A 25,775-nucleotide genomic window follows, 5' to 3' on the forward strand; every position below is an offset into this window, starting at 1 on the left:
TTACTCTCCTTTAAATATCTGCTTTAGTGCTTGAGGATACAATTCATGTTCACACGCATGGATCCGCTGTTCGAGCGTTTCTAACGTGTCATCTGGATAGATCGGGACATGCTTTTGTAAGATCGCTGGGCCCGTATCTAAGCCAGTATCGACATAATGGATCGTCACGCCGGTCTGACTTTTACCTTGCGTCTGATGATCGCTAAAAGCCCGTTCGATCGCATGTAGACCTTGATATTCAGGTAAATACGCTGGGTGTAGATTAACGATCCGCTTATCATAAGCTAAAACGATCTCTTCACCTAAAACACGCATATAGCCCGCCAAGATGATAAAATCGATCTGATACTTCTCCAAGATCTCCATAATACGTTTTTCATACAAAACTTTGCCCCCGCATTCTTTGACCGTAAAAGTCTCATAGGGGACCTTTAATTTCTGGGCCCGTTTGATCACAAAAGCGTCTGGATGGTCACTAAATAATAGCACCAGCTCAGCCTTGAATTCGCCGGCTTGGAATTTTTGGGCTAAAACTTCAAAATTTGAACCACTGCCCGATGCAAAAATTGCTGTGCGCATCAAATCACCCCTTAAAAATCGATCTCGATCTTAGCTGCATTTTCAGGCCGTTTTACCAGTTCACCGATCTCGTAAAATGGCTCAGCTGCCTGCTGTAATAAGTCTTTGACCGCTGGAACATTTTGCGGTGCAACGGCTAAAACTAACCCGATCCCTAAGTTGAAAGTCTCTAAACAATCAGCTTGCTCTAACTCACCTAGATCTCTCAAATACCCAAAGATCGCCGGTTTGTCCCATGAGGTATAATCTAAGCGTGCCTGTAGCTCGTCGCCAAACATACGTGGTAAATTTTCGATCAAGCCACCGCCTGTGATATGACTAACACCACTTATCAAGCCTTGTTTGATCAATGGCAAAACAGCTTTAACATAGATCCGCGTGGGTTCTAACAATACTTCACCAACACTTTTACCTGAAAGTGCTGCTGGGCGGTCGGCCAAGTCTACCTGATGATCTTTGAATAAGATCTGTCTGACTAATGAAAATCCATTCGAGTGTAGCCCGCTTGAAGGTAGACCGATCAATTTCATGCCCGCTTTAGGCTGGCTTTCATCCAAAAGCTTACTCTTTTCGACCGCTCCGACAGCAAAACCAGCTAGATCATATTCAGTTGGGGCGTACATATCAGGCATTTCAGCCGTTTCGCCACCGACTAAAGCCGCTCCAGCTTGACGACAGCCTTCTGCCACACCAGAAACGATCTGCGCCATTTTAGCCGGATCGTTTTTTCCAGTTGCGATATAATCTAAAAAATATAACGGTTCAGCCCCTTGAGCTAAAATATCGTTGACGCACATCGCGACACAATCGATCCCGATCGTATCATGCTTATCTAATGCCTGGGCGATCATCAATTTCGTCCCTACACCATCAGTTCCTGAAACTAAGACCGGGCTTTTTAGATCTAAGACACTTAGATCAAACATCCCGCCAAAACTTCCTAGACTACCTAGCATCCCTAAACGTGCGGTCGAAGCAACATCTTGTTTGATCTTTTTGACCATTTCATACCCAGCATTAACGTCAACACCAGCTTCTTGATAACGACTCATCGCAAAAAATTCCTTTCTTCTTGTTGCTTGAGTGAGGCTAAATAATCAGCTTCATAATCATACAGCGGGGTCGGATATTTGCCATCGAAATAAGCAACTGTTAGCCCGCCATTTTCGACTTTTCTACCACTCGGGATATCGATCGCCTTGATCAGACTTTCCGTGCTCAAAAAGCCCAGTGAATCAGCCCCGATCAACTCACAGATTTCTTGCACACTGTGATCAGCTGCGATCAATTCTGCCCTAGTTGAAATATCGATCCCATAAAAACATGGAAAGCGCAATGGGGGTGAAGCGATCCGCATATGTACTTCTTTAGCGCCCGCCTCTTTTAAAAGTTTCACGATCTGCTTAGAAGTTGTACCACGAACGATCGAATCATCAATGATCGCAACTTTTTTACCCTCAACGACCCCACGCACAGCCGAAAGTTTTAATTTGACACCACGTTCACGCAATTCTTGGGTCGGCTGAATAAAAGTCCTAGCTACATATTGACTCTTGATCAACCCCATTTCATATGGTAAGCCAGCTTCTTCCGCAAAACCCGAAGCAGCTGATAAAGATGAATTGGGAACACCGATCACGATATCAGCATCAACTGGCTGTTCTTTGGCTAACAGACGCCCCATCCGTTTACGCGCAGTATGCACATTGACCCCATGAATGATCGAATCGGGCCGCGCAAAATAAATGTATTCCATCGAACAAACTGCCAATTTAGTGTCGTCAGTATAGTTATCGATGTGCAGACCATCTTTATCAATGATGATCAGTTCACCGGGTTCGACATCCCGGACAAATTTAGCGCCGATCATATCCAAAGCACAGGTCTCGCTTGCAACGACATAGGCTTTATTTTTAAGTTGTCCGATGCATAACGGACGAAAGCCATTAGGATCTAACGCTGCGATCAAGCGATCCTTTTGCAACAATAGAAATGCAAAGCCACCCTTGACTTCATTTAAACTGGCTTTTAAGGCATCGATAAAATCCAGATCGCGCTTTTGCCTGATCAAATGGATCAAGATCTCGGTATCAGAATTAGAGTGAAAAACCGAACCCGCTTTTTCCAATTGCCGCCTAAGACTTTTAGCATTGATCAAATTACCGTTATGTGCCAAGGCAACTTCATCATCATAAAAGTTGAATAAAAAAGGCTGGAGATTGTTGATCGAATCGTTACCACTAGTGGCATAGCGAACATGACCGATCGCAGCATTCCCATCTAAACTATCCAGATCAGCTTCATTAGCAAAGACTTCCGCCAATAAACCTTTATTTCTGAATTGTTTGAGCTTGGTGCCATCACTTGAGACGATCCCTGCACCTTCTTGACCGCGGTGTTGTAGACTGTGTAAACCAAAATATGTCAGCTGATTGGCCTTTTTAGTATCAAAAACACCAAAGACACCACATTCTTCGTTTAATCCTTTGATTTCATGAGGCACGGTATCGCTTCCTCCCATAATTTTTGTGCTTCGCTTACTTCAACTTCAAATTTTGCATCAGTTAAGGTCACGGCTAACTTGGATCCGCCATCTACTTCACCTAAGAAGATCTGCGCTGTCCCTAAAGTTTTTTCAAATTCAGTGCGCTTAGCTTGCGGAACACTGACGATAAAACGACCAGGCGTTTCACTAAAGAAATCTGAACTACTCAAGTTTAACGTTACTTTAGCCCCCAGATCACTATTGAATAATGTTTCGGCTAAACAAACACCCAAACCACCTTCACTAGCATCGTGACTGCTCGTGACCAAACCATTTTGCATGGCTGTTAAAAGTTGTTTCATTACCTTATTCAAATTAGGTAGATCTAATTCATTTAGCGCGCCAAAGATCTTACCAGTTTGCATCTTTTGGATCTCGCTACCTGAAAAATCGGCTTTTGTCTTGGCACCAACTAAATACAAAGCGTCACCCGCATTTTTTACAGTCGAAGGGATGATGCGTTTTACATCCTCGATCAAACCGACCATCCCGACCATTGGAGTTCCGTAGATCGCTTCACCATTGGTTTCGTTATATAAGGATACATTTCCTGAAATAACTGGTGTATCAAAGGCTTCACAGGCTTGGGCCATCCCCGCGACCGAATGGTGTAGTTCATAATAGATCTCAGGGTCATTAGGATCACCATAATTCAAGCAATCTGTCATTGCTAGCGGTAAAGCACCACTAGAGATAACATTAGCACAGGCTTCAGCGACTGCCATCTGTCCACCGATCTTTGGGTCTAAATAGATAAAACGTCCATTGCCATCGGTCGTCATCGCTAAGGCTTTGTTTGTTTTGCGAACTCTGATCACACCGGCATCGCTTCCCGGCCCTAAGACTGTGCTCGTGCGCACTTGTGAATCATAAGTCTGCGTAAACATTTCTTTTGAAGCGATCGTTGGTTGTTGCAACAATGCGAGTAAAGTTTGTTTAGGATCGGTGACTGTTGGGACCCATTGTGGCATTTCCTTAGCTTCGAGCAAACGTTGTGGTACTCTTTCTTGGCTCGGTTCTTCTAAAACATCATCCGTCAAAGTTTTGACTGGGATATCACAGACTACTTGGCCATGATGTTTCAAAAGATACTGACCATCATCCGTTACACGCCCGATCACAACAGCTTCAAGGTCAAAATCTTTGAACAATTCGATGACCTTTTCTTCATATCTTTTATGCACACAAAGTAACATCCGTTCTTGCGATTCAGACAACATGATCTCATAAGCTGACATTTCACTTTCACGTTGTGGCACTTTATCTAACTCTAAGACCAAGCCACTGTCCGCCTTTGAGGCCATTTCACAAGATGATGAAGCGATCCCTGCTGCTCCCATATCTTGGATCCCGACCAACCAATCCTTATGGTCATGGGTCAATTTCAAGCAAGCTTCCATGAGTAATTTTTCCATAAATGGATTACCGACCTGAACAGCTGAACGTTGTGTCTCTTTTTCGTCACTGAAATCACTTGACGCAAAAGTTGCACCGTGGATCCCATCACGTCCGGTCTTAGCACCAACATAGATTACCGCATTACCAACACCAGTCGCGCGACCTTTTTGCATGTCTTTTTGTTCCATCAAGCCGACACTCATCGCATTAACTAAGCAGTTGCCACGATAACATTCATCAAAAGTCATCTCACCGCCGACAGTTGGGATCCCCATACAGTTACCATAACCGCCGATCCCTGCTACGACACCATTGACTAAGTATTTGGTCCGCGCATCCGTCAATTCGCCAAAATGTAATGAGTCAAGTGAGGCAACAGGTCGTGCACCCATACTGAAAATATCGCGCAAGATCCCACCGACCCCAGTTGCGGCTCCTTCATAGGGTTCAACGGCAGAAGGATGATTGTGACTTTCAGCTTTGAAAACGACCGCTAAACCATCGCCGATATCAACGATCCCGGCACCTTCCCCCGGTCCTTGTAAAACACGTTCATTTTTGGTAGGAAATAAGCGTAAAACTGGCTTAGACTTCTTATAAGAACAGTGCTCACTCCACATGACCGAAAATAAACCTGTTTCTGTATAGTTTGGTAAACGCTGGAGCAATTCATCACAGATATAATCGTATTCTTTTTGTGTCAAACCCCATTCAAGATATGGTTTTTGGGTTTTGATCTCTTCTGGTGTCATTTCAGCCATTAGCTTTCCTCCGTTTTAACTGTGCCATTTTCCAATAATGATCTGAAGACGCGTAAGCCATCCTCATTGCCTAATAAAGCTTCTACCGCTCGTTCTGGGTGTGGCATCATCCCCAAAACATTGCCTTGTTTATTGCAGATCCCCGCAATATCATGCAAACTACCATTGGGATTTTCGTCAACATATCGGAAAACAACTTGTCCATTAGTTTCCAGTTCCGCTAAAGTAGCTTCATCGGCAAAGTAACTGCCATCAGCATGGGCGATCGGCAATTCGATCACTTCATCTTGTCGGTATTGGTGGGTAAATGGTGTTTTAGTGTTTTCAACTCTTAAAGGTACTGTCTTGCAAACAAATTTCAAACTATCATTTTGTTTCAAGGCACCTGGCAACAGACCAGCTTCGGTCAAGATCTGGAAACCATTGCAAGTTCCAAAGACCGGTTTACCTGCTTTGGCCATTTTTACGATCTCAGGCATGACCTTGGAAAAACGCGCGATCGCACCACAACGCAAGTAATCTCCATAAGAAAAGCCACCGGGTAGCATCACGGCATCAAAAGCACTTAGGTCTTCACATTTATGCGAAACGTACTCTACATCTGCATCCAAAACCATATGCAAAGCTTCGTAGAGATCGATATCACAATTGGATCCTGGAAAAACAACGACTGCGATCTTCATTAGGCTTCCTCCATGATCTCATAGCGATAAGTTTCAAGATTGAAATTGACCAGTAATTCTTCCGCGACTTCTTTGACGGCAGTTTCGATATCTTTTTTACTTGGATCAAGAGTCACATCAAAAAATTTACCTACCTTAACATCTTTGACTTCATCATGCCCTAATGCATGGATCGCTTGTTTGATCGTGTCACCTTGGGGATCAAAGACAGATTCCTTATAGGTCACATAGATTCTTACGTCAGTCATTATTTTTCCTCCTTTAAAGCTTGTTGTAAGCGGGCCAAAACTTCTTCATAAACTGGAGTCAACTCACCTAGATCTTGTCGATAAACATCTTTATCCATATGAGCTTTAGTTTTTTTATCCCAAAGCCGGCAATTATCAGGTGAAAATTCATCTGCTAAGACTAAAGTTCCATCACTCAAACGACCAAATTCAAGTTTGAAGTCCACTAAAGTCAGATCAGCTTTAGCAAATAATGCCGTTAGCAATTGATTTGTCTTGCGCGAAAGCTCCCAGATCTCGGTGAGTTCGGCTTTAGTTGCTAAACCAAGGGATAAAGTCTGTGATTCATTGATGAAAGGATCATCTAAAGCATCACTTTTGTAGTATGTTTCTTCAACTGGTGTCTCAAACACCAGACCATCTTCAACTCCAAAGCGGGTGACAAAGTGTCCAGTAGCTATATTACGGGTCACCGCTTCGAGTGGAATGATCTCAACTTTATGTACCAATTCTTCTGTCGAGGATAACTTTTTGATGAAGTGGGTCTTGATCCCTTGTTTAGCTAAATATTCAAAGACCAATGTCGAGATCTCATTATTGATCTGACCTTTACCCTTGATCTGATCTTTTTTCTTGCCATTCAAAGCAGTTGCCTGATCCATATAAACGACCCGTAAGACTTCTGGATCATCTGTGCTCCACATTTGTTTTGCTTTTCCTGTATAAATTACTTCGCCCATGGCTATATTTTTGCTCCTTTAACTTTAAAAACGAACTTTAAAACGACATACAACAAATATAATTCGATAATTTACATCTATAAGATAACAAACTCCTTCTATCACGTCAACAAAAATACCGAATATTTATTGTTAAAATTTTAAAAATATAAACTTAAATATATAAAACAGCAAAATAAAGTTCGTGTTTTGGCACACAAACATACCAAAACACGAATTTTACCATTCAAAAGATCCAATTATATCCATTATCCAGATGTATCACTTTAGGTCGTTGCCACTTCTTAGGATAAAATTTCCCCTGCTGCTCACTACGTTTCTTGATACCCACTACCATCCGTTCCTTTCTCGTAGCATCTTCCAACAAAATACTATAGAGTCCACCCGGCAAATGGGCGAAACGAACTTTACCTTTGGCATCGCTTTTGACTAAATACGGTCGCCCATTGCGCTGTAAAAGTTTTTTGCCTCGCTTGTCATATAAGCCAAATTTTTTGCCACTGAGCGGCCGACCATCAGCAGCGACACAATAAAATTCTAGATCAAATTTTTGCTTCTTCAATAGTGCACCATAGATCGTAGTAACTAAAAGATAGAGTAGCCAACCAAATATTAGCGCACAGGCGAGTAAGATCAGCATATTTTTGATAAAATTGCGCCAGACTGCATCTTTACTTTGTTCGTCCATTTTGGCAGTATACGGGATCCGGTGACCCTTTAGCACCAAACGATGTGTATTCAACATGTACGGGGTGCAAGTCAAAAGTGAGGCTAGATCTCGCCCTGGCTCAGCTTGTAAGATCGATGTATCGCTTGGTAACACAGTCTTTATCTCTTCGATCTGATAAGCGAGCTTTTTATTGTAGACTTCAAAAATAAAGATATCACCTTTTTTTAATTTGTTGAGATCAGTAAATAATTTTCGCTCAGGTAGACCACGGTGGCTGGATACTACACTGTGTGTCCCTTTTCCACCGACTGGATAAGCGGTCCCATCTAAAACGGCAGCTCCATACTGGATCGTTTGACTATTTGTCGTATCAAACAGCGGAATATCGACCGCGATCTTAGGGATGATCACCTTACCGATCAAATGTTTCTTTAGATCGACCTTTGTCTTATTCGAAGTATTTTTAAAGGGATCGTTTTTTGCCTTTTCAGTTGCTTGTTTATTCTTAGCCTCTAACTTGGCCAAACGTGTAGCATTCTGCTGCGTATTTTCACGGGCGATCTGCCCCACCCGATAACGATCGATAAAATTATTCAAAGCCCCGACGTAAAAGGGGTAGAGCGCGATAATGACGCCAATGATAAAAACTATGATCAAACCAACTTGGAGCCAAACACCTTTTTGCTTTGTTTTTTTCATAGCTCATCCTTTCTGAAGTGTAATAAAAAAGAGGTCAAGTTTCCCCGCCTCTTTTTAGTCTAATTTGACTTAGACATTGTCATTTTTTCTAACACGACGGAACCAAACATAAGCACCGCCCATTAAAGCAAGACCGATCACTAAGAAGATATAGATCCCGTAACCACCAGTTGAAGGTAACAGACCTTTCTTAGCATTTTTAACTTCAATTGGTGCATTTTCGGTCTTTTGATACGTATCCTTAGCAACCTTAAAGTCGAGCGCTTCACCCTTAGCATAGCCTGTTGGCGCTTCGATCTCGACTAATTTATAATCACCATATGGTAGATAGTCCAATTTGATCCTACCATTTTTATCAGAAGTATAAACGGTCGCATCACTGCTATCTTTCACCCATTTGAGGTCATTTCGACCATTAGCACTCTTGTTGAATTTCACATAACCAGATTGCTTTGGATTATCAGTTTCTGTATCAAAGACTACAAATTTTGCACCTGCTAAAGCTTTACCTGATTGAGCATCGATCTTTTGGAAGTTGTAACCACCTACAGCTAATGGCTTTTCAGCTGTTTTTTCAAGGACTATAGCAGCACGCAAAGCAAATGGTGTTGTCACACGTGTCGTTTCACCTTCAGTTGAAGTCTGATCATCTTTAGTTGTATCGGCTGTAACTGTGACCTTGTTATCTACCGGATTATCCATTGAAGCTTCTGTCTTAGCTAAATAAGCATAGTAAGTGATCTCTAATGTTTCCCCAGCTAGATCAGCATTTTGTTCACCCGTGATTTTCATTTCAAAATAGGAGTTCCCACCTTGTTGTTTATCTTCATGATGTTTGACTTCAGCATCGACTGTTTTACCATTGTAGGTCGCTACCACGTTAGCAACTTGAGCGTTTGAGTTCAAGGAATCAACGATCGTATCGACTGCTTTACCATTGGCGTCTTTAGCAACTTTTTCTGGTAACACGATACCAATACCCGGATCATCGACGATCGTCAAACCATTGTCAGCATCAAAGATCGTTGTCGCAGGCACATTGTAAGTTACCTTGTATTGAAGCAAACGACCAACACGCGGAGATAAGATCATATCATCGATCGCATTTACGCCCCATGCATTAGTGTGGTGGTGAACTGTGTCATCTAACAATTCTTTAGTGAGCTTACCTTCATAACTATCCTCATTTTCCGCGTTCTTTGGATAGACATGGATATTTTCTAAGACCTTGCTGGTCACTTCACCTTTATCATCGTACGCATACATTGGCATTGTTAAGACCATCGGAGCAGATTTAGTCGTGATCGCACTTGGTGATTTAGTTTCTAAAACAATATATGTCTTGAATTTGTCATCAACTTTAGTAGCTAGACCTTCAAAAGTCACATCCCCATTTTTACCGGTCAATTTTTGTTCAGCCGCTACAGTAGCTGGCTTAGCATCAGTATACTTATTGACCATCGCATCTGTAGCCGTTTGAGCATCCTTTGTTTCAGCTAGTTTTTTGATATACTCTTCTGTAATATCATAGACTGTAAATCCAACATTAGGTAAGGCTTCCCCACCAAAGTCTGGCATCAGATCACCAGTATTTGGCTTATCTCCTGGCAAATTACCATTCTTAAAGACGCGTTTGTGTACTGTGATATTGACATTTTCTGGAATATTTTCATCCGCATTGACTGTCTTTGCACTAGCCAAACTTGGGATCAAAACCGAAGCAACTAACAACAAACTCATAAAGAGCGCTTTAAGTTTATTTTTCATTTTTCCCACCTCTTTTTTTCTTTGACGTATGAATTCAACAACTGCAAAACTTACCAGTAAGATCCCGATCAAAGAGACCAGGCCTTTCTTCTCACCCAATTGGGCTAACATTCCACCAACACTTGGCCCTTTTGGCCCACTGTTATCAAAGGAAGTGTTATCGTTATTTCCATTATCAGTCGGTACGGTCGGTGTTTGATTTGGCTTATCTTCTGAAATGGCATAGTTTAAGATCTTAGGTGCGGTCGTAAAACTACTTGGGACCATCCCAGCTACCAATTCAACTAATTGAACGCCCGCCACTGTGATCTGCATGTCATCAGCAACAGTCACTGCGATCCGTTTAGCCGCTTCAGAAATGCTGTAGCCATTTGGTGCTTTGACTTCACTAAAGAAGTATTGTCCCGGTGCTAATTCAGAATCGTGCAAGACCAGACCTTGTTCATCGGAAGTAAACTTCTTGACCCGGGTATCATTAGCCGGATCATCACTAGCTACAAAACTTGTTTCATCTATTGCAAGATATTGCTTTTCACCGGCAACTTCTTGCCCTAAGACAAATTGCGCATCCGCTAGCGCTATCTGCTTGTCACCATTGACACCGTATTTATAAAAATACGCACAACTCGTCAATTTGACCGGCTTGGTGTAAAGTTCCACCATATTTTTAGATGTTCCATCTTCATTTTGCAGCGGTAACGAAAATGCTAGCGGTAAGATCGTTTGGCCCTTGACCGCATGATCTTGCACGATCAAATACGCATTATCATTGCCTGCTACTTTAAAATGAGCTTTTCCCATAACATCGGTCGTCACAGTTTCGACTTTTTTGATCTCGTTATCTGCCAAATACTGCCTTAACTGTTGTGCTGACAACTGAGAGAAACTTTCGATGAATTTCTGCGCATCAGCTGGCGTTTCTTGCGCTTGATATTGCTTAGAGATATCATAGAGCGATAAAGCGATATCTGCTCCGTAAACTAGCTCACTGCCATCAGGATTTTCAAACTGATGCTGAACTACAACTTGTAAGGGTTCTTCTGTTACATCAGCGCTGACTCTTTGTCCCAAAAGCGGCAGACAAAGTGCGATCAATAAGAGTATCGATTTGAATACTTTTTTCATGACCTACACCCCCCGCTTCTTGATGATAAAGCGTCTAGCGACAAAAGCAGATCCGGCTAAGACCGATCCAATGAGTACATAGAGCCAAAGACCTGGTCCACCTGTTTCTGGTAAGATCCCAGCTGGGAAGTTATTGACTTTTAACTCGATCAAGTTATGCCCCGTCGTAGTCAGTTTTAAATTACCTTTACCGTTCAACTCACCATCTTCAGTGATCGTAAATTCGATCTCATCACTTAATTTCACATAACCAGCAGGCGCTTTGACTTCTTTTAAGACATATGCACCTGGACGTAAGTTAGTTACTGTAAAGATTCCATCCTCAGTTGTAGTGATATCATAACGTTGACCTGTTTCATCTGTTAGTTCAAATTCAGCCCCGGCCAATGTCTTTTGGGTCAAGGCATTAACTTTTTTGATGGTCAGATCAGTATCTTTTAAGCGGTTCGCCCGGGAAATGATCAATTTTTCAGCATTAGTCTGATCTAGATAAAGTTGATCTAACTTTTCAGTCTTAGCGGCTGTGATCTCTTTTCCATTTTCATCGAACCACTTTTCGTCTTCCCATTTGAATTTGACCACACTCTCATCGAGCTGATACCCGGCTGGAGCGCTGATCTCTTGGAGCCCATAATGCCCGGATTTAAGATCATCTAAAACATTTTCGCTATCAGCAGTGATCGTCTTTTCAAAAGATCCATCTTGGGTCTGCCACGCATCGGTGTAACGGATCAACTTGAATTTAGCATCGGCTAGAGGCTGACCATTCGTAGTATATTTTGCAACGCTTACGCTCCCCGTTTTCAGTGGTGTATTTTCGACCCTAAAATCAAGTGTATTTTGATCATCACCTGTAGTTAATTCGACTTTGAAATCTTTAGGCTCGTTCTCAAACTCGACATTACCAGCTTCTGTGATGGTGAATTTAAGTGGTGCAGTCAAAAGTTTGTGATCTACTGGAGCTTTTGTCTCTGTCAACGTGTACTCGCCTGGAGTTAAACCACTGAACTTGAGCTTAGTTTTAGCGTCATTAGCGTATTCGAATTTGATCTGCTCACCCTTAGCATTCACTAACTCAAATTCAGCCCCAGAGAGCTGTTTGCCCTTAGTATCTGTTTTGGTCAAATTCAACGTAAATGGTTTAAGTATATTATATTTAACACCTGTCAAGATATAAGCGCTATCATTTGAAAAATTCAAATAAAAACCATCTTGCCCCGCTTCCAAATTGGTTGCAGTGATCTCGTTATTTGCTTCATCGAAGAATTTTCCATTTTTGATGCTGAACTTGAGCGCATTTGGCTCGGCTTGATACCCAGTTGGCGCTTTGGTCTCGATCAAAGCGTAGTGCCCATTTTTAAGGCCACTCATGATATCCTTGCTATTAGCAACTAGTTTCTCGTTGAAACTTGGATCTTCAGTTACAAATTCGTCACTGTATTTGACTAACTTGAACTCGGCGCCATCTAACTTAGCATCACTTGGACTAGCACGTTTTTCGACCTGTAGACCTAACTCAGTATTGATGATGCGCCATTTATTTTCACCAAGATGTTCGATCTTCGTGTTAAAGCCCTCTACGGCAGTTTCTTCGCTGACTTGATAGTTGTAGTCGACCCCAAGCTTATTATATTTAGCTAAGGCTACTTCTTGACCGTCAGCTAATGTCAATTTATCAAAAGTCTTTTGCCACTTGTCACCGGCAGTCAATACACCACCAGCTGTTTGCCACTCATCGTCTCCAGCAACTTTACGAATGACTTTGAAACCGATGTTTTCTGGCAATTCTGTTTGACTAAAAGTCTTCCACTCTTTAGTGACATCGATCGTCGTTCCCGAAGCTTTTCCAGATGGGATCCCAAATTTTTCGCCTGGGATCTTCTCAGCTGTCAACACCGTTTCTCCACTCATCGGATACCACTTATTTGGCACAAAATCAGCCGTCCCCGTCTTTAAGCGAACTTGGTAGTGAAACTGAACTTCATCTCCCTTACCAAGATTGATCTTGCCAATATCAATATGATCTTCATATTGATATTGGCAAGGTGCTTCTAGCCGAGAAAGTTCATTTTCCCCTACAGAAGTAATACCAACTTGTTCACTAGCAAATTCGTATTGTTCCCCTAATGGGATCACTATACTACCATTTTTAATGGTATCAAAACTACTGATAACATTGTCAGCTTGACTCTCTAAATACTCTTTGATATCCTTCGATGATGATTGTGGCGAATAATGACCTTTATTAGCCAGCAGTTCCATTTTAGCGCTATATTTATCAGCAATACTTATACCCAAGACATTAATAACAATATCAGTACTATTTTTTATATTTCGTGCCTCACCTAATGTAGCTGGCCAAGTACTATCTATTTTAAAACCATCAACTGTATACGTCATATCCCAGAATAAAGATGATGGAAAATTCTCACTGCTACCAATGCCTTCCGATTTCTCGTAGTCGAAAGTTTCTCCATAAACTTCTCCACCTTCACTTATTGCACTTTCTACATGGTAAGAATATGTGGGGGCACCATCAGTTAGCAAAATGATCATCTTTTCATCACTTTTACTCCCACTAAACATATCCTTGGCTTTATACAATCCGTCTTGTATAAAGGTCCCACCTCCAGCTTCCAAAGCTTTAACTGTGCTCTTTAGACTCGTCCCATTGTTAGAAACTGTATCTAAATTTTCCTGTACAATAGCCGTATCGTCATAGCTCACTAGCCCTGCACGGATATTATCGCCTAGTTTCGCCTTTTCAACATTATCGATAAAATCATTGATCCCAGCCTTAACATTGTCTAACCGCTCACTATCCCCCATACTACCCGAGGTATCAACCACGAAAACTACATCAACCGTTTTTTCTTGGCGGACCGAATTACCGCGAACATTCAAAAATACATCAAAAGTACCTGGAGTAGCAGTCTCACGTGCGAATTTTCGAATCATAAAATCCGGATCATCCACATTGCCGTGTTTAAGGTATGAATTAGTGGTATCACTTGGATCACCACTCCAATTCGTATTATTGTCAAAACCACTGACGGTCCCACCTTGATGGTTGATGACATTTTCTTGACCTGTTGGTTTCCAAGAAGCTGTTGGATAAGTTCCTGTATCGTCAATAGTGTACACTGGTTCAATATTATCTCCATAAGCCTGTACACTTTGACCAAGTAATGGGAAAAGTAGGCAAATGATCAAAAGTAAAGCGCATACTTTTCTCACCAATTTAGTTTTCATCCTCTTCATCTCCTTTCCTTACCAAAAACTAACCCAAAGTTATACATATAGCTTAAAATCAATTTTTGTATCAATCCTCCCAACCTCTACAAACACCATAAACTACATAACAATATCAAATAATATACCTAAGATTATATATATTATTTTCATCCTTATCGTATCTAATAATGAAACCGTTAGCAATATATTTACTCCTTAATTTTTTCATAAACTTCATAACTTTTATCAAAATATATTATGATTTTTTTATAAAAGCATAAAAAATCCTCGATCACATGGAACCAACTCCACCGATCAAGGCTTTTTAAATATTAAATTTATATTATAGACACTATTCTAAACCAACACGTTTAAAAATATCATCAATATGTTTCAAGTGCCAGTGATAATCGAATGCATCATCAAGATCTTCTTTAGATAAGCGGCTCATGATCGTTGCATCACTTTCAAGCAATGGACGGAACTGTGTTTGTTCATCCCAAGCTTTAGCTGTATATGGTTGCACAAGGTCATAAGCTTCTTCACGACTCATCCCAGTATCAATCAACTTCAACAAGACCCGACCACTGTAGATCAAGCCAAATGTCTTATCCATATTGCGCTTCATGTTTTCTGGGAAAACAGTCAAGTTCTTCACGATCCGACCAAAGCGATTCAACATGTAATCGATCAAGATCGTTGTATCTGGTAAGATGATACGTTCGGCAGAAGAGTGCGAGATATCACGTTCATGCCACAAAGCAACATTTTCATAAGCTGTGACCATATGACCACGGCAAACACGAGCTAAACCACAAATATTTTCTGAGCCGATCGGGTTACGCTTGTGTGGCATTGCAGATGAACCCTTTTGCCCCTTAGCAAAGTATTCTTCGACTTCACGCGTCTCTGATTTTTGTAATCCACGGATCTCAGTTGCAAATTCTTCCAAACTTGTAGCGATCAAAGCTAAGGAAGCCATGTAATCAGCATGCAGATCACGTGGTAAGACTTGGCTCGACACTTCTTGGGCACGGATCCCTAATTTTTCGCAGACATATTCTTCAACAAAAGGATCGATATTAGCATATGTCCCGACCGCACCACTGATCTTGCCGGCTTCGACACCCTTAGCTGCACGATCAAAACGTTCGATATTGCGCTTCATTTCTGAATACCAACGAGCTAATTTCACACCAAATGTTGTTGGTTCAGCATGAACACCGTGAGTCCGACCCATCATCACGGTATTTTTATGTTCCCGTGCTTTATCAGCTACGATCTGCGTAAAGTCTTCGAGATCTTTTCGGATGATATCGTTAGCTTGTTTTAATTGATAGCCATAAGCTGTATCGACCACGTCTGTGCTGGTCAAGCCATAGTGGACCCATTTTTTTTCTTCACCCAATGATTCAGAGACATTACGTGTAAATGCGATCACATCATGGTGAGTCACCGCTTCGATCTCTTGAATGCGGTCAACGTCAAATTTAGCATTTTGCTTTAATTTTTCGACATCTTCAGCTGGAATATGGCCTAATTTAGCCCAGGCTTCATCAGCTGCCAATTCAACTGCTAACCAACATTCAAATTTTTTCTCATCTGTCCAAATTGCAGCCATTTCAGGCCGTGTATAACGTGAAATCATTAATGATTCTCCTTTAATTGTTTTAATCCCAAACTTGAGTTGCTTTGATCTCAGCTAAAGTCTGTTCTAGATCGTCAGTCAAGATCGTAATATGCCCCATCTTACGATCGACTCTAACATCTTTTTTCCCATAGTCATGGAAATGCCATTGTGGCTTTTGGGCGATCAAGTCTTCACTTAAAGCCTTATGTTGCCCTAAAATATTGACCATAATAGCTGGTTTCAACAATTCGATCTTCGGCATTGGCCAATTCATGACCGCCCGATTATGTACATCAAATTGCGAGAAGTTGCAGGCTTCGATCGAATAATGTCCTGAATTATGCGGGCGGGGTGCTAGCTCATTGACGTAGATCTCACCGTCCGGCTCTACAAAAAGTTCAACCCCCAAGATCCCGCGTAAATTCAAACTTTGGGCGATCTTTATTGCGATGGCTTGCGCTTTTTGCTGTTCCTTTGGTGTGATCCGAGCCGGTACGATACTTTCATGCAAGATATGGTTACGATGGATGTTTTCACTGACCGGAAAGACTGTCACTTCACCCTTAGCATTTCGCGCGACCATAACAGAGCACTCCAAAGAAAAGTTCACAAATCCTTCTAAGATACATGTTCCTTGCGCGAGTAATTCACTGGCAGCGTCAAGATCAGCCTTTTCTTTAAGTGTAAACTGGGCTTTACCGTCATAGCCCCCTTCACAAGTCTTTAAAATACTTGGCAAACCTAACTGAGCTACTGCTTGTTCAAGCTCTGTCTTTGTCTTGACTGCTCTAAATGGAGCGGTCTTTAAGCCATGCTCATGCAAAAAAGTCTTTTCAGCTAAGCGATTCTTAGTTATCCGTAGTAGTTTTGTCCCTTGAGGCAATAATTTAGCATCTGTTAAATGTTCTAAAGCTGCTAGATCGACATTTTCAAACTCATAAGTCAAGACATCAGCTCGCTTGGCTAGTTCTTCTAAAGCCGAAAAATCGTCATATGGCGCCACGATCTGTGCATCAGCTGCCTGTCCAGCTGGACAAGTGGCATCAGGATCTAAAATGATCGTCTTTAGCCCCATCGCTTTAGCCGATAAAACTAGCATTTGCCCCAATTGTCCACCACCGATGATCCCGATCGTCTGTCCTTGTTTGAGTTGCACTGCATCAGCCAAGAAGATCACCGCTTTCTACAGCTTTATCATGCATTTCCTGGCGATAAGCAAGTAGGTCTTTTTGGATCGTCTTATCGGTAACACCCAGGATCTGCAACGCCAATAGAGCGGCATTTTTAGCGCCTGCCACACCGATCGCAGTAGTTGCGACTGGAACCCCCGCTGGCATCTGAACGATCGATAACAATGAATCTAGGCCATTTAATGCCCGCGATTGGACGGGAACACCAATAACTGGCAAAACAGTATTAGCAGCGACCATCCCAGGTAGATGAGCCGCACCACCAGCACCCGCAATGATCACTTCGACTCCATTATCTACAGCGTCTTTAGCAAATGTCATCATTTCTTCGGGCATCCGATGAGCTGAGATCACAGCCTTATCATATTTTACACCAAATTCATCTAAAACAGCAGCTGTATTTTTCATGGTCTCCCAATCAGAATAGCTGCCCATCACAATACTAATTCGATTACTCAATCTAAGTGCCCGCCATATCTATGTGGGATCGCATAAAATACGACCGAAAGTGATATAGCATATCCTTTCCTGGTTATTTTCAAACAAGCTCTGTTCAAAAGCTTGGGGGTCCCACCGCTACCACACTATTCCCAGCGGCTATCAAGATCTTGATCAGCCCTCAAGTTGCTTTAAGCATAACAAAGTGACCTATAATTGTCAAAATAAAAATCGAACTATTTTTCTAAATATAATAATTTTATCCGTATAATCTATAAAAAAACACACAAACACATTTAATTTTAAGGAAAACACGAAAAAGCACCCAATAACTGGGTGCGATCAACTATTCGCAAGTACTGCGTTTGATGTCCTTAGGATTTAAGATGACCCGTTGCTCGATCACAGGTACCGAACGTTTCTTCAAGAAAAGCGGGACCTTTTCTAGGTGGACTTCACTAGTTTCAAGGCCAAACCACTGAACTGGTGTCGTACTGTGATTTTGGATAAAGATCCGGGCCGAGATCAACAAACGCATCCAAGCCGGGATCCGAGTATCTGGCGATAAAACTTCTTGGATCGCTAAAACAGAAAAGTTACCCACGATCCGACCAGGAGCTGTTGTATACTTTTGCGGCTGTTCATCGATGACATCTTTTTGCATCAGATCAGAAACTATCTGATAGAGATATAAGTTGACGCTTGGATTCATCTTGTAGCCTAAATATAACTGTAAATTGACGATATTACGCGTGCCAAGCATATCAACTGTATAGTAGTTAGTGTATGGTTCATCGGTCGTATTGACCGTCACGAACCAGTAGACTTTAGCGCGCTTAGGCTTTTTATCTAAGATCGAATACAGCAATTCACGTTTGACACTAAGATCGCGTTTTACTTTAGCTAAAACGATCAAGTTATCTGTAAAAAGTGGTTCACTTTCATCTTTGGCTAGTGCTTGTAACATTGACTTATAATCCTTTAAATTGATCATCTCGGAGCGATCTGCATAACGCTCACGTAGCCGATTTCCAAAGAACCAAACAAACATCAAGCCTAAGATCAATAAGGTGATAAAGACCGTCACATAACCACCATGCATGAATTTACTCAAGCTAGCAGCTAAAAATATCAATTCGATCACACTAAAACAACTTAAGACCAAAACAGCACTTAGCGGTTTTTCTTTAAATCGCAGATACTCAAATAATAATAATGTGGTCATCAGCATCGTCAAGGTGATTGCTAGACCGTAAGCTGCTTCCATATGCTCAGAAGTCTTAAAGTAAAATAACACGATCGTCGTAGTCAAGCACAATAACCAATTGACTGCAGAAATATAAATCTGCCCGCGGGAAAGACTTGGATACTCAACTTTCATCCGGGGTAAAAGTTTTAACCCAACCGCTTCTTGGACCAAGGTAAATGACCCCGTGATCAAAGCTTGGGACGCGATAATAGCCGCTAACGTTGCCAAAACTACACCAAACAAATACCAATCTGGACCCAAAACAGCATAGAATGGATTTTCAAAGTTAGTTTGAGCTTTTATCTGAGCTAGATGTGTACTCAAATATGCTCCTTGGCCAAAATAATTCAATACAAGTGCCGTGCAGACAAAGGGCCAAGTCAAATAGATGTTGCGTTTCCCAACATGGCCCATATCTGAATACAGCGCCTCAGCCCCAGTCGTTGCCAAAAATACGCTCCCCAAAATAAAGATCCCAACTTTATTTTCGGGTGAAAACAGTAATTTTAACCCATAATGTGGTGACAAGGCAGCTAACATCCCCGGATCGCTAGCTAAATTGATGAGACCAACGATCGCTAAAAAGCTAAACCAGATAAACATCACCGGGCCAAAACCTTTACCGATCAAACTCGTCCCAAATCGCTGGATCAAAAATAACACTAATAAGATCACAAACGTTACGATGATCACACTATTTTGCGATGCGATCGGAACATTTTTACCAAATGCAACTCCCTTCAACCCTTCGATCGCACTGGTAACAGTCACTGCTGGGGTCAGGGTCCCATCAGCCAACAAAGCTGCCCCACCGATCAATGCGGGAACGATCAGCCACTTTTTTTGATGGCGTACCAAAGCATAGAGGGCAAAGATCCCCCCTTCACCGTGGTTATCTGCTTTCAATGCGATCAAAACATATTTGATCGTCGTCATCAGCATCAATGTCCAAAAAACTAACGAGAGACAGCCAATAAGGTATTCACGGGTCAGGTATTTGGGACTTCCTAGATCCGCTAATAAAGCTTTCATCACATACAAAGGCGAGGTCCCTATATCACCATAGACGATCCCCAGTGTGATCAAAGACCCTAAAAATAGCTGTCTTTTTTGTTTTTTCATTGTCTCACAAGCCTTTCTGGCAGGCTATCATCTTACCTACAGTCTGCCCATAAAAAATTTTACATAGAGAAATATATGCCTCTCGTAACAATTAGTCAAGTAATCCACCATGTCAACCACCCCAGTCTAAAGGTAGGGGGATCCCCGCCAATTTCAATTGAAAAACAAGCGTTAAAAATGTAAGATAGTTAAGTACATTAACCGAGAGGATGAACTTTCTATGATCACACTAGCTGGGATAATCGGATCAGGTAAATCAAGCCTAACACAGATCTTGGCTCAAGAATTAGGCTCAGAGCCATTCTTTGAACCCGTTGAAGATAACCCTGTCTTACCATTATTTTACAAAGGCAACGAGATAGCAGCCAAAAAGCGTCAAGCTGGCGATAAGGATGCTACTAATCCTTATGCCTATCTCTTACAAACTTTCTTTTTAAATCGTCGTTTTATGATGATGAAGCAAGCGATGCAGCAACCAAACAATATTCTCGATCGCTCGATCTACGAAGATGCGATGTTCATGAAGATGAATACCAATATGGGAAATGCCACTCAGATCGAATATGCGACCTATCAAGAACTTTTGGGACATATGTTGACCGAACTCAAGGCTGCTACTCCCGCTAACGATACCGATCTGATGGTCTTGATCAAAGTTTCCTATGATACGATGATCAAGCGGATCCAAAAGCGCGGGCGTAAATATGAACAGATCTCAACTGATCCTTCATTGATCGAATACTACCAACGTCTCTTACGCTATTACGATGATTTTGAAAAAAATTACGAACTCTCTCAACTATTGATCATCGATGGTGATAAATACGATTTTGTCGAAAATCAGGCGGATCGTAATTACGTTTTAGACTTGATCGAAGACCGTTTAGTCACTCTAGGCAACTTAAGTGCTAAACAAGCTGAGAAATTAAAACAAGCACGTCATGCCTAACAAAAAAGCTGTAGCCCTGATCGGACTACAGCTTTTTTGATACAATTGCTAAAACCATTACTTAGCATATTCGACCGCCCGTGTTTCACGAATAACGGTAACTTTGATATGCCCTGGATATTCAAGTTCTTCTTCGATCTTATTTCGAATATCACGTGCTAAAACAGTTGCCTCAAGGTCGGTGACCTCATTTGGTTTAACGATGATCCGAACTTCACGCCCGGCTTGGATCGCATAGCTCTTCTTCACACCTTCAAATTCATTAGAGATATTCTCCAATTTTTCAAGACGGTGAATGTAGTTTTCTAACGATTCACTTCGAGCACCTGGACGTGCGGCTGAAACAGCATCGGCTGCCGCAACTAAAACTGCGATCGTTGATTTCGGTGCTACATCACCGTGGTGGGATGCGATCGTATTGACAACAACATCGTTTTCTTTATATTTCTTCGCCAATTCTACCCCGATCTCAACGTGCGAGCCGTCAACTTCATGATCGACTGCCTTTCCGATATCGTGTAGTAAACCTGCGCGTTTCGCTATTGTAACGTCTTCACCTAACTCAGCCGCAAGGACCCCTGTGATCTTAGCAACTTCGATCGAATGATCCAATACGTTTTGACCATAACTTGTCCGATAATTCAATCGTCCGACCGTCTTGATCAAATCTGGGTGCATTGAATGGATCCCAAGATCAAAGATAGCTTCTTCACCAGTCTGGCGGATCCGGCTATCCATTTCCTTAGTGGCCTTTTCGACCATTTCCTCGATGCGTGCCGGATGGATCCGACCATCTTGGATCAATTTCTCTAAGGCCATTTTGGCGATCTCGCGTCTTACCGGATCAAAACCACTCAAAACGACAGCTTCAGGCGTATCATCAATGATCAGATCGATCCCTGTCAAAGTTTCAAGTGTGCGAATATTCCGCCCTTCACGCCCGATGATGCGGCCTTTCATCTCATCATTTGGTAAGTTAACGACTGAGACGGTGGTTTCGGAGACCATATCAGCTGCGCTACGTTGGATAGCCTGTGCGATCAAACTCTTAGCCTTTTTATCAGCTGTAGCTTGAGCTTGAGCTTCACTTTCCTTGATCATCACAGCTAATTCATAATTCAAACTGTTACGCGTCTCTTTAAGAATAAGCTCCTTAGCTTGGTCTTTTGTCAAAGCGGCGATTTCTTCCAGCTTATCTTTTTGTTTTTGTTCAAGCGAAGCGACTTCTTTGCTCTTTGCATCTAATCTTTGTTGCTCAGCACTCAACTGATCTTCTTTTTGTGTGAGTGCTTGTTCGCGTTTGTCTAAGACCGAATCCTTGCGATCAAGGTTCTCCTCTCTTTTCAACAAACGATTTTCTTGTTTCTGAACTTCAAAGCGTCTCTCTTTCAATTCGCCTTCGACTTCTTTACGGTAGCGATGACTTTCATCTTTTGCTTCCAGTAAAGCCTCTTTTTTGGCACTAGCAATAATACCTTTGGCCGTTTGAGTTGCGGCATCTAGCGATTGTTCATAACTACGCTTTCGATAAAAGATTCCTAAAGCAAAACCTAGCACTAAAGTCAAAACAGCGATTGCGAGGATGGCACTAATAACAGTATAGTTCAAGTTTGCACCTCCGCGATCTATTTTATCGTGGTAAATCGACGGCTTAGGTCTAATTTACACACAATAATATTTTAATGTTTAATGTTGGTAAATGTCAATCATTATCAGTCTGTTTGACCTTTTATCTAAAAAGTGTCGCAAAAAAAGAGTAGCCTTAGCAAACGGCTACTCTTTAAAGTTTATTTGTCGTCTTTACCTAAGTCCAAACTGACCGGCTTGTTAGTTGCTTTTTTATCAACTTTAGCCGCTTCTTTTTCCTTAGCTTTTTGTTCTTTTTCGAGTGCTTTCTTCTCTTTTTGTGTGAGCGTTGGCGTATCACGAACCTTTTGGGTGATCTCGTCGGCCACTTCTGGATGTTCACTCAAGTAAGCCTTTGTCTTTTCACGGCCTTGACCGATATGGCTACCACCATAAGAGAACCATGACCCGCTCTTTTCGATGATATCTTTTTCAACTGCTAAGTCGATCAATTCACCCATCTTCGAGATCCCTTCACCATACATGATATCGACTTCTGCCGTTCTAAATGGTGGTGCGACCTTGTTTTTCACAACTTTGATCCGTGTCCGGTTACCTAAAACATCTGAACCATCTTTGATCTGTTCAGCACGCCGAACTTCCAAACGGATCGTCGAATAAAACTTAAGCGCACGTCCACCAGGGGTCGTTTCTGGATTACCAAACATCACTCCGACTTTTTCACGGATCTGGTTGATAAACAAAGCGATCGTCTTAGTCTTGTTGATCGTACCTGAAAGTTTACGTAAAGCTTGAGACATCAAACGTGCTTGTAACCCAACGTGTGAATCACCCATCTCACCTTCGATCTCAGCCTTAGGAACTAAAGCTGCTACGGAGTCAATGACCACGATATCTACCGCCCCAGAAGAGACCAAAGCATCTGCGATCTGTAGCCCTTCTTCACCAGTACCAGGTTGGGAGAGTAACAAGTCATCGATGTTAACGCCCAAAGCTGTCGCATAAGCAGGATCAAGCGCATTTTCCGCATCGATATAGGCAGCTAGGCCGCCTTGTTTTTGAACTTCAGCCACAGCTTGCAAGGCAACTGTTGTCTTACCAGAACTTTCAGGGCCATAGATCTCTACGATACGTCCCCGTGGGAAACCACCTACTCCCAAAGCTTCATCAAGGGCCAATGAACCACTTGGAACAGTTGAGATCTGGGTATCAGCCTTTTCACCCATCTTCATGATGGCACCTTTACCGAAATCTTTTTCGATCTTCTTGAGCGCTTTGTCTAAAGCAACTTGTCTTTCGTCAGCCAAATTTACTCCTCCTCTTTGTCATCTACTCACAAAGAACGTTTCCTAATCTACGTTCAATTACTCTGTACCATATATCATACTTATTTTTTTCAAAAAAAGCAAGCATTTTGCGAACTAATGTTTGATATATTTTAACCTCACTTTAAAGATACGCAAATCACTTAGATTTCTATGCAAATAAATAGACTACTTCACAACTGAAGTAGTCTATCATTTTTAATCGTTAAAAGAATCGGCAAAAATACTTCTACTCTTCCAAAAATAATCCAACCCTGAATATACTGTAAAGAATAAGCAGATATACAATAAGATCTCGCCGATCATGATATTTGCATTGATAAAGAAAACATTATTCAAATACAAGAACAAGATCGCAAACATTTGTGTCATCGTTTTGATCTTACCTGGGAGTTCAGCCGCCATGACTTTACCATCATTTTCAACGATGATCAAGCGCAAACCAGTTACGGCCAATTCACGGCAAACAATGATCGCAGCCACCCATGCTGGGACTTTTCCCATCTGCACCAAGATGATAAATGCGGTCATTACTAACATCTTATCGGCTAAAGGATCAGCAAATTTGCCAAAGTTGGTAACTAATTTTTGCTTACGTGCGATCTGACCATCCGCAAAATCCGTGATCGAAGCGACGGCAAAGATCAGCGCTCCGAGCAATTGTGTGGTCGGGATAACAGTCCCAGCTAAGACCACCTCGCCCCAATCAAGTGGCAATAGCAGAACTAACATGAAGATCGGGATCAAAATGATCCGTAAAACTGTCAATTTATTAGGTAAATTCATAATTTTCTACTGTGTTGGCGGAAAAGTTTCATACTTTGAAAAGCGCACAGTTTCCTTTCTTAGATTTACTTATGCTTTGGCATCCGCCTTTTTCTGCCATACTACTTTTATTGTGCCGTTGTTTGTGCGACGTTCAATGTGATCGTACGTACAGTCAATGTCTCGTTTTCTTTCAAGAAATCAAATTTCTTACCGTTGATCTTGATCGAGGTTGCCTTTGAGTTTCCTAAATTCAACGTGATCGTTGTTGTATTTTCAGGGATCTTAATTGTTTGTGTAGCATTATCAGCACTAAGCGTTCCTTGCCATACTTGAACTCCATTAGCTGAAACAGCATTCCAAGCTGTTGCGCCATCAGAAACTGACATTTCGATCTTATTTGTAGCTGGCGCATTTTCTAGATCATATACGAAAGCTGAACCCGCAGCTGAAGTGTTAGTGATCTTTTGCTTAGTTGCCTTTTTAGATTCTTTCTTAGCTTTTGTACTTGAGCTTTCTTTTTTAGATGTGCTACTACTACTTTCACTACTTGAAGATTTTTCCTTTGAACTACTGCTCTTAGCAGAACTTTCGGAAGAAACTGAGACGCTTTGGCTGTTATCCGCGATTTGGGTACTGCTATTACGGTCACGATCCCCCCAAGCAAAGATGTAGATCGTCCCTAAGATCGCAACTACGATGACTACGATGATGATCGTTGGTAAATAACGGATCAAACCTGCCAGGATCGGTGACATAGTTTTTTCTTCTTCTTCGCGCTTGACGGCTTCGGTGCGTGTCGTTGCTTCTGTTTCTTCTTTTAGCTTTGGTGCGTTATTTTCATCTAGCTTGACTAGCAACTCTTCTGGATCGATCCCCACAGTTTCGGCATATTGCTTGATAAAAGCTCGCACATAAAATTTACCTGGTAATGCCGCAAAATCACCGTCTTCGATCGCGATCAAATAACGTTTTTGGATCTTGGTCGTTTGTTGCAAGTCATCTAGTGTCAAACCTTTTTCTTTACGTGCTTCTTTTAAAATTGTTCCAATATCTGTCATTTTATCTAATTTCTCCGTCTCTTTTTTAGAT

Annotated in this window: 19 protein-coding genes; 1 reads left to right on the top strand and 18 read right to left on the bottom strand. The window is 41.8% G+C overall.

Annotated elements, in window-relative coordinates:
- From purN to GSR62_RS05865, 14 genes are all read right to left on the bottom strand, one after another.
- The gene (purN, locus tag GSR62_RS05800) at positions 1 to 579 is read right to left on the bottom strand and encodes a phosphoribosylglycinamide formyltransferase (RefSeq protein WP_010689226.1); all 579 of its coding nucleotides are present in this window, start codon (positions 577 to 579) and stop codon (positions 1 to 3) included.
- A gap of 11 nt (positions 580 to 590) precedes the next feature.
- Positions 591 to 1,631 carry a phosphoribosylformylglycinamidine cyclo-ligase gene (gene purM, locus GSR62_RS05805; RefSeq protein ID WP_035449285.1) on the bottom strand — a complete coding sequence of 347 codons (1,041 nt, stop codon included), beginning with the start codon at positions 1,629 to 1,631 and terminating at the stop codon, positions 591 to 593.
- The gene (purF, locus tag GSR62_RS05810; protein WP_035449287.1) at positions 1,628 to 3,082 is read right to left on the bottom strand and encodes an amidophosphoribosyltransferase; all 1,455 of its coding nucleotides are present in this window, start codon (positions 3,080 to 3,082) and stop codon (positions 1,628 to 1,630) included. Before purF ends, purM begins: the two co-directional genes overlap by 4 nt.
- Positions 3,058 to 5,283 carry a phosphoribosylformylglycinamidine synthase subunit PurL gene (purL, locus tag GSR62_RS05815; RefSeq protein ID WP_066024002.1) on the bottom strand — a complete coding sequence of 742 codons (2,226 nt, stop codon included), beginning with the start codon at positions 5,281 to 5,283 and terminating at the stop codon, positions 3,058 to 3,060. The genes purF and purL overlap by 25 nt, the downstream gene beginning before the upstream one ends.
- Positions 5,283 to 5,966, bottom strand: a complete 684-nt coding sequence (purQ, locus tag GSR62_RS05820; RefSeq protein ID WP_010689230.1) for a phosphoribosylformylglycinamidine synthase subunit PurQ — start codon at positions 5,964 to 5,966, stop codon at positions 5,283 to 5,285. Before purQ ends, purL begins: the two co-directional genes overlap by 1 nt.
- A complete protein-coding gene (gene purS, locus GSR62_RS05825) occupies positions 5,966 to 6,214 on the bottom strand; it encodes a phosphoribosylformylglycinamidine synthase subunit PurS (RefSeq protein WP_010689231.1) in 249 nt (82 codons plus the stop codon). The genes purQ and purS overlap by 1 nt, the downstream gene beginning before the upstream one ends.
- Complete coding sequence (gene purC, locus GSR62_RS05830; RefSeq protein ID WP_066024003.1) at positions 6,214 to 6,933, bottom strand: phosphoribosylaminoimidazolesuccinocarboxamide synthase; 720 nt, start codon at positions 6,931 to 6,933, stop codon at positions 6,214 to 6,216. The genes purS and purC overlap by 1 nt, the downstream gene beginning before the upstream one ends.
- A gap of 226 nt (positions 6,934 to 7,159) precedes the next feature.
- Entirely contained in the window at positions 7,160 to 8,302 is a 1,143-nt protein-coding gene (locus GSR62_RS05835; RefSeq protein WP_010689233.1) for a class C sortase, read from the bottom strand.
- Positions 8,303 to 8,371: 69 nt separating this feature from the next.
- Positions 8,372 to 11,194 (bottom strand): SpaH/EbpB family LPXTG-anchored major pilin, encoded by a 2,823-nt coding sequence (locus tag GSR62_RS05840; protein WP_066024004.1) that lies wholly within the window; start codon positions 11,192 to 11,194, stop codon positions 8,372 to 8,374.
- A 3-nt stretch (positions 11,195 to 11,197) separates the two neighbouring features.
- A complete protein-coding gene (locus GSR62_RS05845; RefSeq protein WP_066024005.1) occupies positions 11,198 to 14,446 on the bottom strand; it encodes a VWA domain-containing protein in 3,249 nt (1,082 codons plus the stop codon).
- 334 nt (positions 14,447 to 14,780) lie between these two features.
- Positions 14,781 to 16,076 (bottom strand): adenylosuccinate lyase, encoded by a 1,296-nt coding sequence (gene purB / locus GSR62_RS05850; protein ID WP_010689236.1) that lies wholly within the window; start codon positions 16,074 to 16,076, stop codon positions 14,781 to 14,783.
- A 22-nt stretch (positions 16,077 to 16,098) separates the two neighbouring features.
- Entirely contained in the window at positions 16,099 to 17,157 is a 1,059-nt protein-coding gene (gene purK / locus GSR62_RS05855; protein WP_237745261.1) for a 5-(carboxyamino)imidazole ribonucleotide synthase, read from the bottom strand.
- A gap of 61 nt (positions 17,158 to 17,218) precedes the next feature.
- The gene (gene purE, locus GSR62_RS05860; RefSeq protein ID WP_029507334.1) at positions 17,219 to 17,707 is read right to left on the bottom strand and encodes a 5-(carboxyamino)imidazole ribonucleotide mutase; all 489 of its coding nucleotides are present in this window, start codon (positions 17,705 to 17,707) and stop codon (positions 17,219 to 17,221) included.
- A gap of 325 nt (positions 17,708 to 18,032) precedes the next feature.
- Positions 18,033 to 20,057: a KUP/HAK/KT family potassium transporter gene (locus tag GSR62_RS05865; RefSeq protein ID WP_066024006.1), complete on the bottom strand. Its 2,025-nt coding sequence runs from the start codon at positions 20,055 to 20,057 to the stop codon at positions 18,033 to 18,035.
- Between the two features lie 220 nt (positions 20,058 to 20,277).
- Here GSR62_RS05865 and GSR62_RS05870 point away from each other — a divergent pair, with 220 nt between their 5' ends.
- On the top strand, positions 20,278 to 21,006 hold the full coding sequence (locus GSR62_RS05870; RefSeq protein ID WP_035449306.1) for a deoxynucleoside kinase: 729 nt from the start codon (positions 20,278 to 20,280) through the stop codon (positions 21,004 to 21,006).
- Between the two features lie 57 nt (positions 21,007 to 21,063).
- Here GSR62_RS05870 and rny read toward each other — a convergent pair whose 3' ends face one another.
- From rny to GSR62_RS05890, 4 genes are all read right to left on the bottom strand, one after another.
- Complete coding sequence (gene rny, locus GSR62_RS05875) at positions 21,064 to 22,614, bottom strand: ribonuclease Y (RefSeq protein WP_066024007.1); 1,551 nt, start codon at positions 22,612 to 22,614, stop codon at positions 21,064 to 21,066.
- A gap of 179 nt (positions 22,615 to 22,793) precedes the next feature.
- Positions 22,794 to 23,900: a recombinase RecA gene (recA, locus tag GSR62_RS05880; protein ID WP_010689242.1), complete on the bottom strand. Its 1,107-nt coding sequence runs from the start codon at positions 23,898 to 23,900 to the stop codon at positions 22,794 to 22,796.
- A gap of 216 nt (positions 23,901 to 24,116) precedes the next feature.
- On the bottom strand, positions 24,117 to 24,704 hold the full coding sequence (gene pgsA, locus GSR62_RS05885) for a CDP-diacylglycerol--glycerol-3-phosphate 3-phosphatidyltransferase (RefSeq protein ID WP_004048187.1): 588 nt from the start codon (positions 24,702 to 24,704) through the stop codon (positions 24,117 to 24,119).
- A 107-nt stretch (positions 24,705 to 24,811) separates the two neighbouring features.
- Positions 24,812 to 25,744, bottom strand: a complete 933-nt coding sequence (locus GSR62_RS05890) for a helix-turn-helix domain-containing protein (RefSeq protein ID WP_066024008.1) — start codon at positions 25,742 to 25,744, stop codon at positions 24,812 to 24,814.
- Positions 25,745 to 25,775: the final 31 nt, after the last annotated feature.

It is taken from the genome of Ligilactobacillus animalis (genome assembly GCF_009933595.1).
Classification (GTDB): Bacteria; Bacillota; Bacilli; order Lactobacillales; family Lactobacillaceae; genus Ligilactobacillus; species Ligilactobacillus animalis.

Excerpts from the sequence above, each read along its gene's own strand:
- pgsA (WP_004048187.1), bottom strand. The coding sequence starts at position 24,704 with ATGAATTTACCTAATAAATTGACAGTTTTACGGATCATTTTGATCCCG.
- purB (WP_010689236.1), bottom strand. The coding sequence starts at position 16,076 with ATGATTTCACGTTATACACGGCCTGAAATGGCTGCAATTTGGACAGAT.
- GSR62_RS05865 (WP_066024006.1), bottom strand. The coding sequence starts at position 20,057 with ATGAAAAAACAAAAAAGACAGCTATTTTTAGGGTCTTTGATCACACTG.
- GSR62_RS05845 (WP_066024005.1), bottom strand. The coding sequence starts at position 14,446 with ATGAAAACTAAATTGGTGAGAAAAGTATGCGCTTTACTTTTGATCATT.
- purQ (WP_010689230.1), bottom strand. The coding sequence starts at position 5,966 with ATGAAGATCGCAGTCGTTGTTTTTCCAGGATCCAATTGTGATATCGAT.
- purL (WP_066024002.1), bottom strand. The coding sequence starts at position 5,283 with ATGGCTGAAATGACACCAGAAGAGATCAAAACCCAAAAACCATATCTT.
- GSR62_RS05835 (WP_010689233.1), bottom strand. The coding sequence starts at position 8,302 with ATGAAAAAAACAAAGCAAAAAGGTGTTTGGCTCCAAGTTGGTTTGATC.
- GSR62_RS05890 (WP_066024008.1), bottom strand. The coding sequence starts at position 25,744 with ATGACAGATATTGGAACAATTTTAAAAGAAGCACGTAAAGAAAAAGGT.
- GSR62_RS05840 (WP_066024004.1), bottom strand. The coding sequence starts at position 11,194 with ATGAAAAAAGTATTCAAATCGATACTCTTATTGATCGCACTTTGTCTG.
- purC (WP_066024003.1), bottom strand. The coding sequence starts at position 6,933 with ATGGGCGAAGTAATTTATACAGGAAAAGCAAAACAAATGTGGAGCACA.
- purK (WP_237745261.1), bottom strand. The coding sequence starts at position 17,157 with ATGCTAGTTTTATCGGCTAAAGCGATGGGGCTAAAGACGATCATTTTA.
- purN (WP_010689226.1), bottom strand. The coding sequence starts at position 579 with ATGCGCACAGCAATTTTTGCATCGGGCAGTGGTTCAAATTTTGAAGTT.
- purM (WP_035449285.1), bottom strand. The coding sequence starts at position 1,631 with ATGAGTCGTTATCAAGAAGCTGGTGTTGACGTTAATGCTGGGTATGAA.
- purS (WP_010689231.1), bottom strand. The coding sequence starts at position 6,214 with ATGACTGACGTAAGAATCTATGTGACCTATAAGGAATCTGTCTTTGAT.
- GSR62_RS05870 (WP_035449306.1), top strand. The coding sequence starts at position 20,278 with ATGATCACACTAGCTGGGATAATCGGATCAGGTAAATCAAGCCTAACA.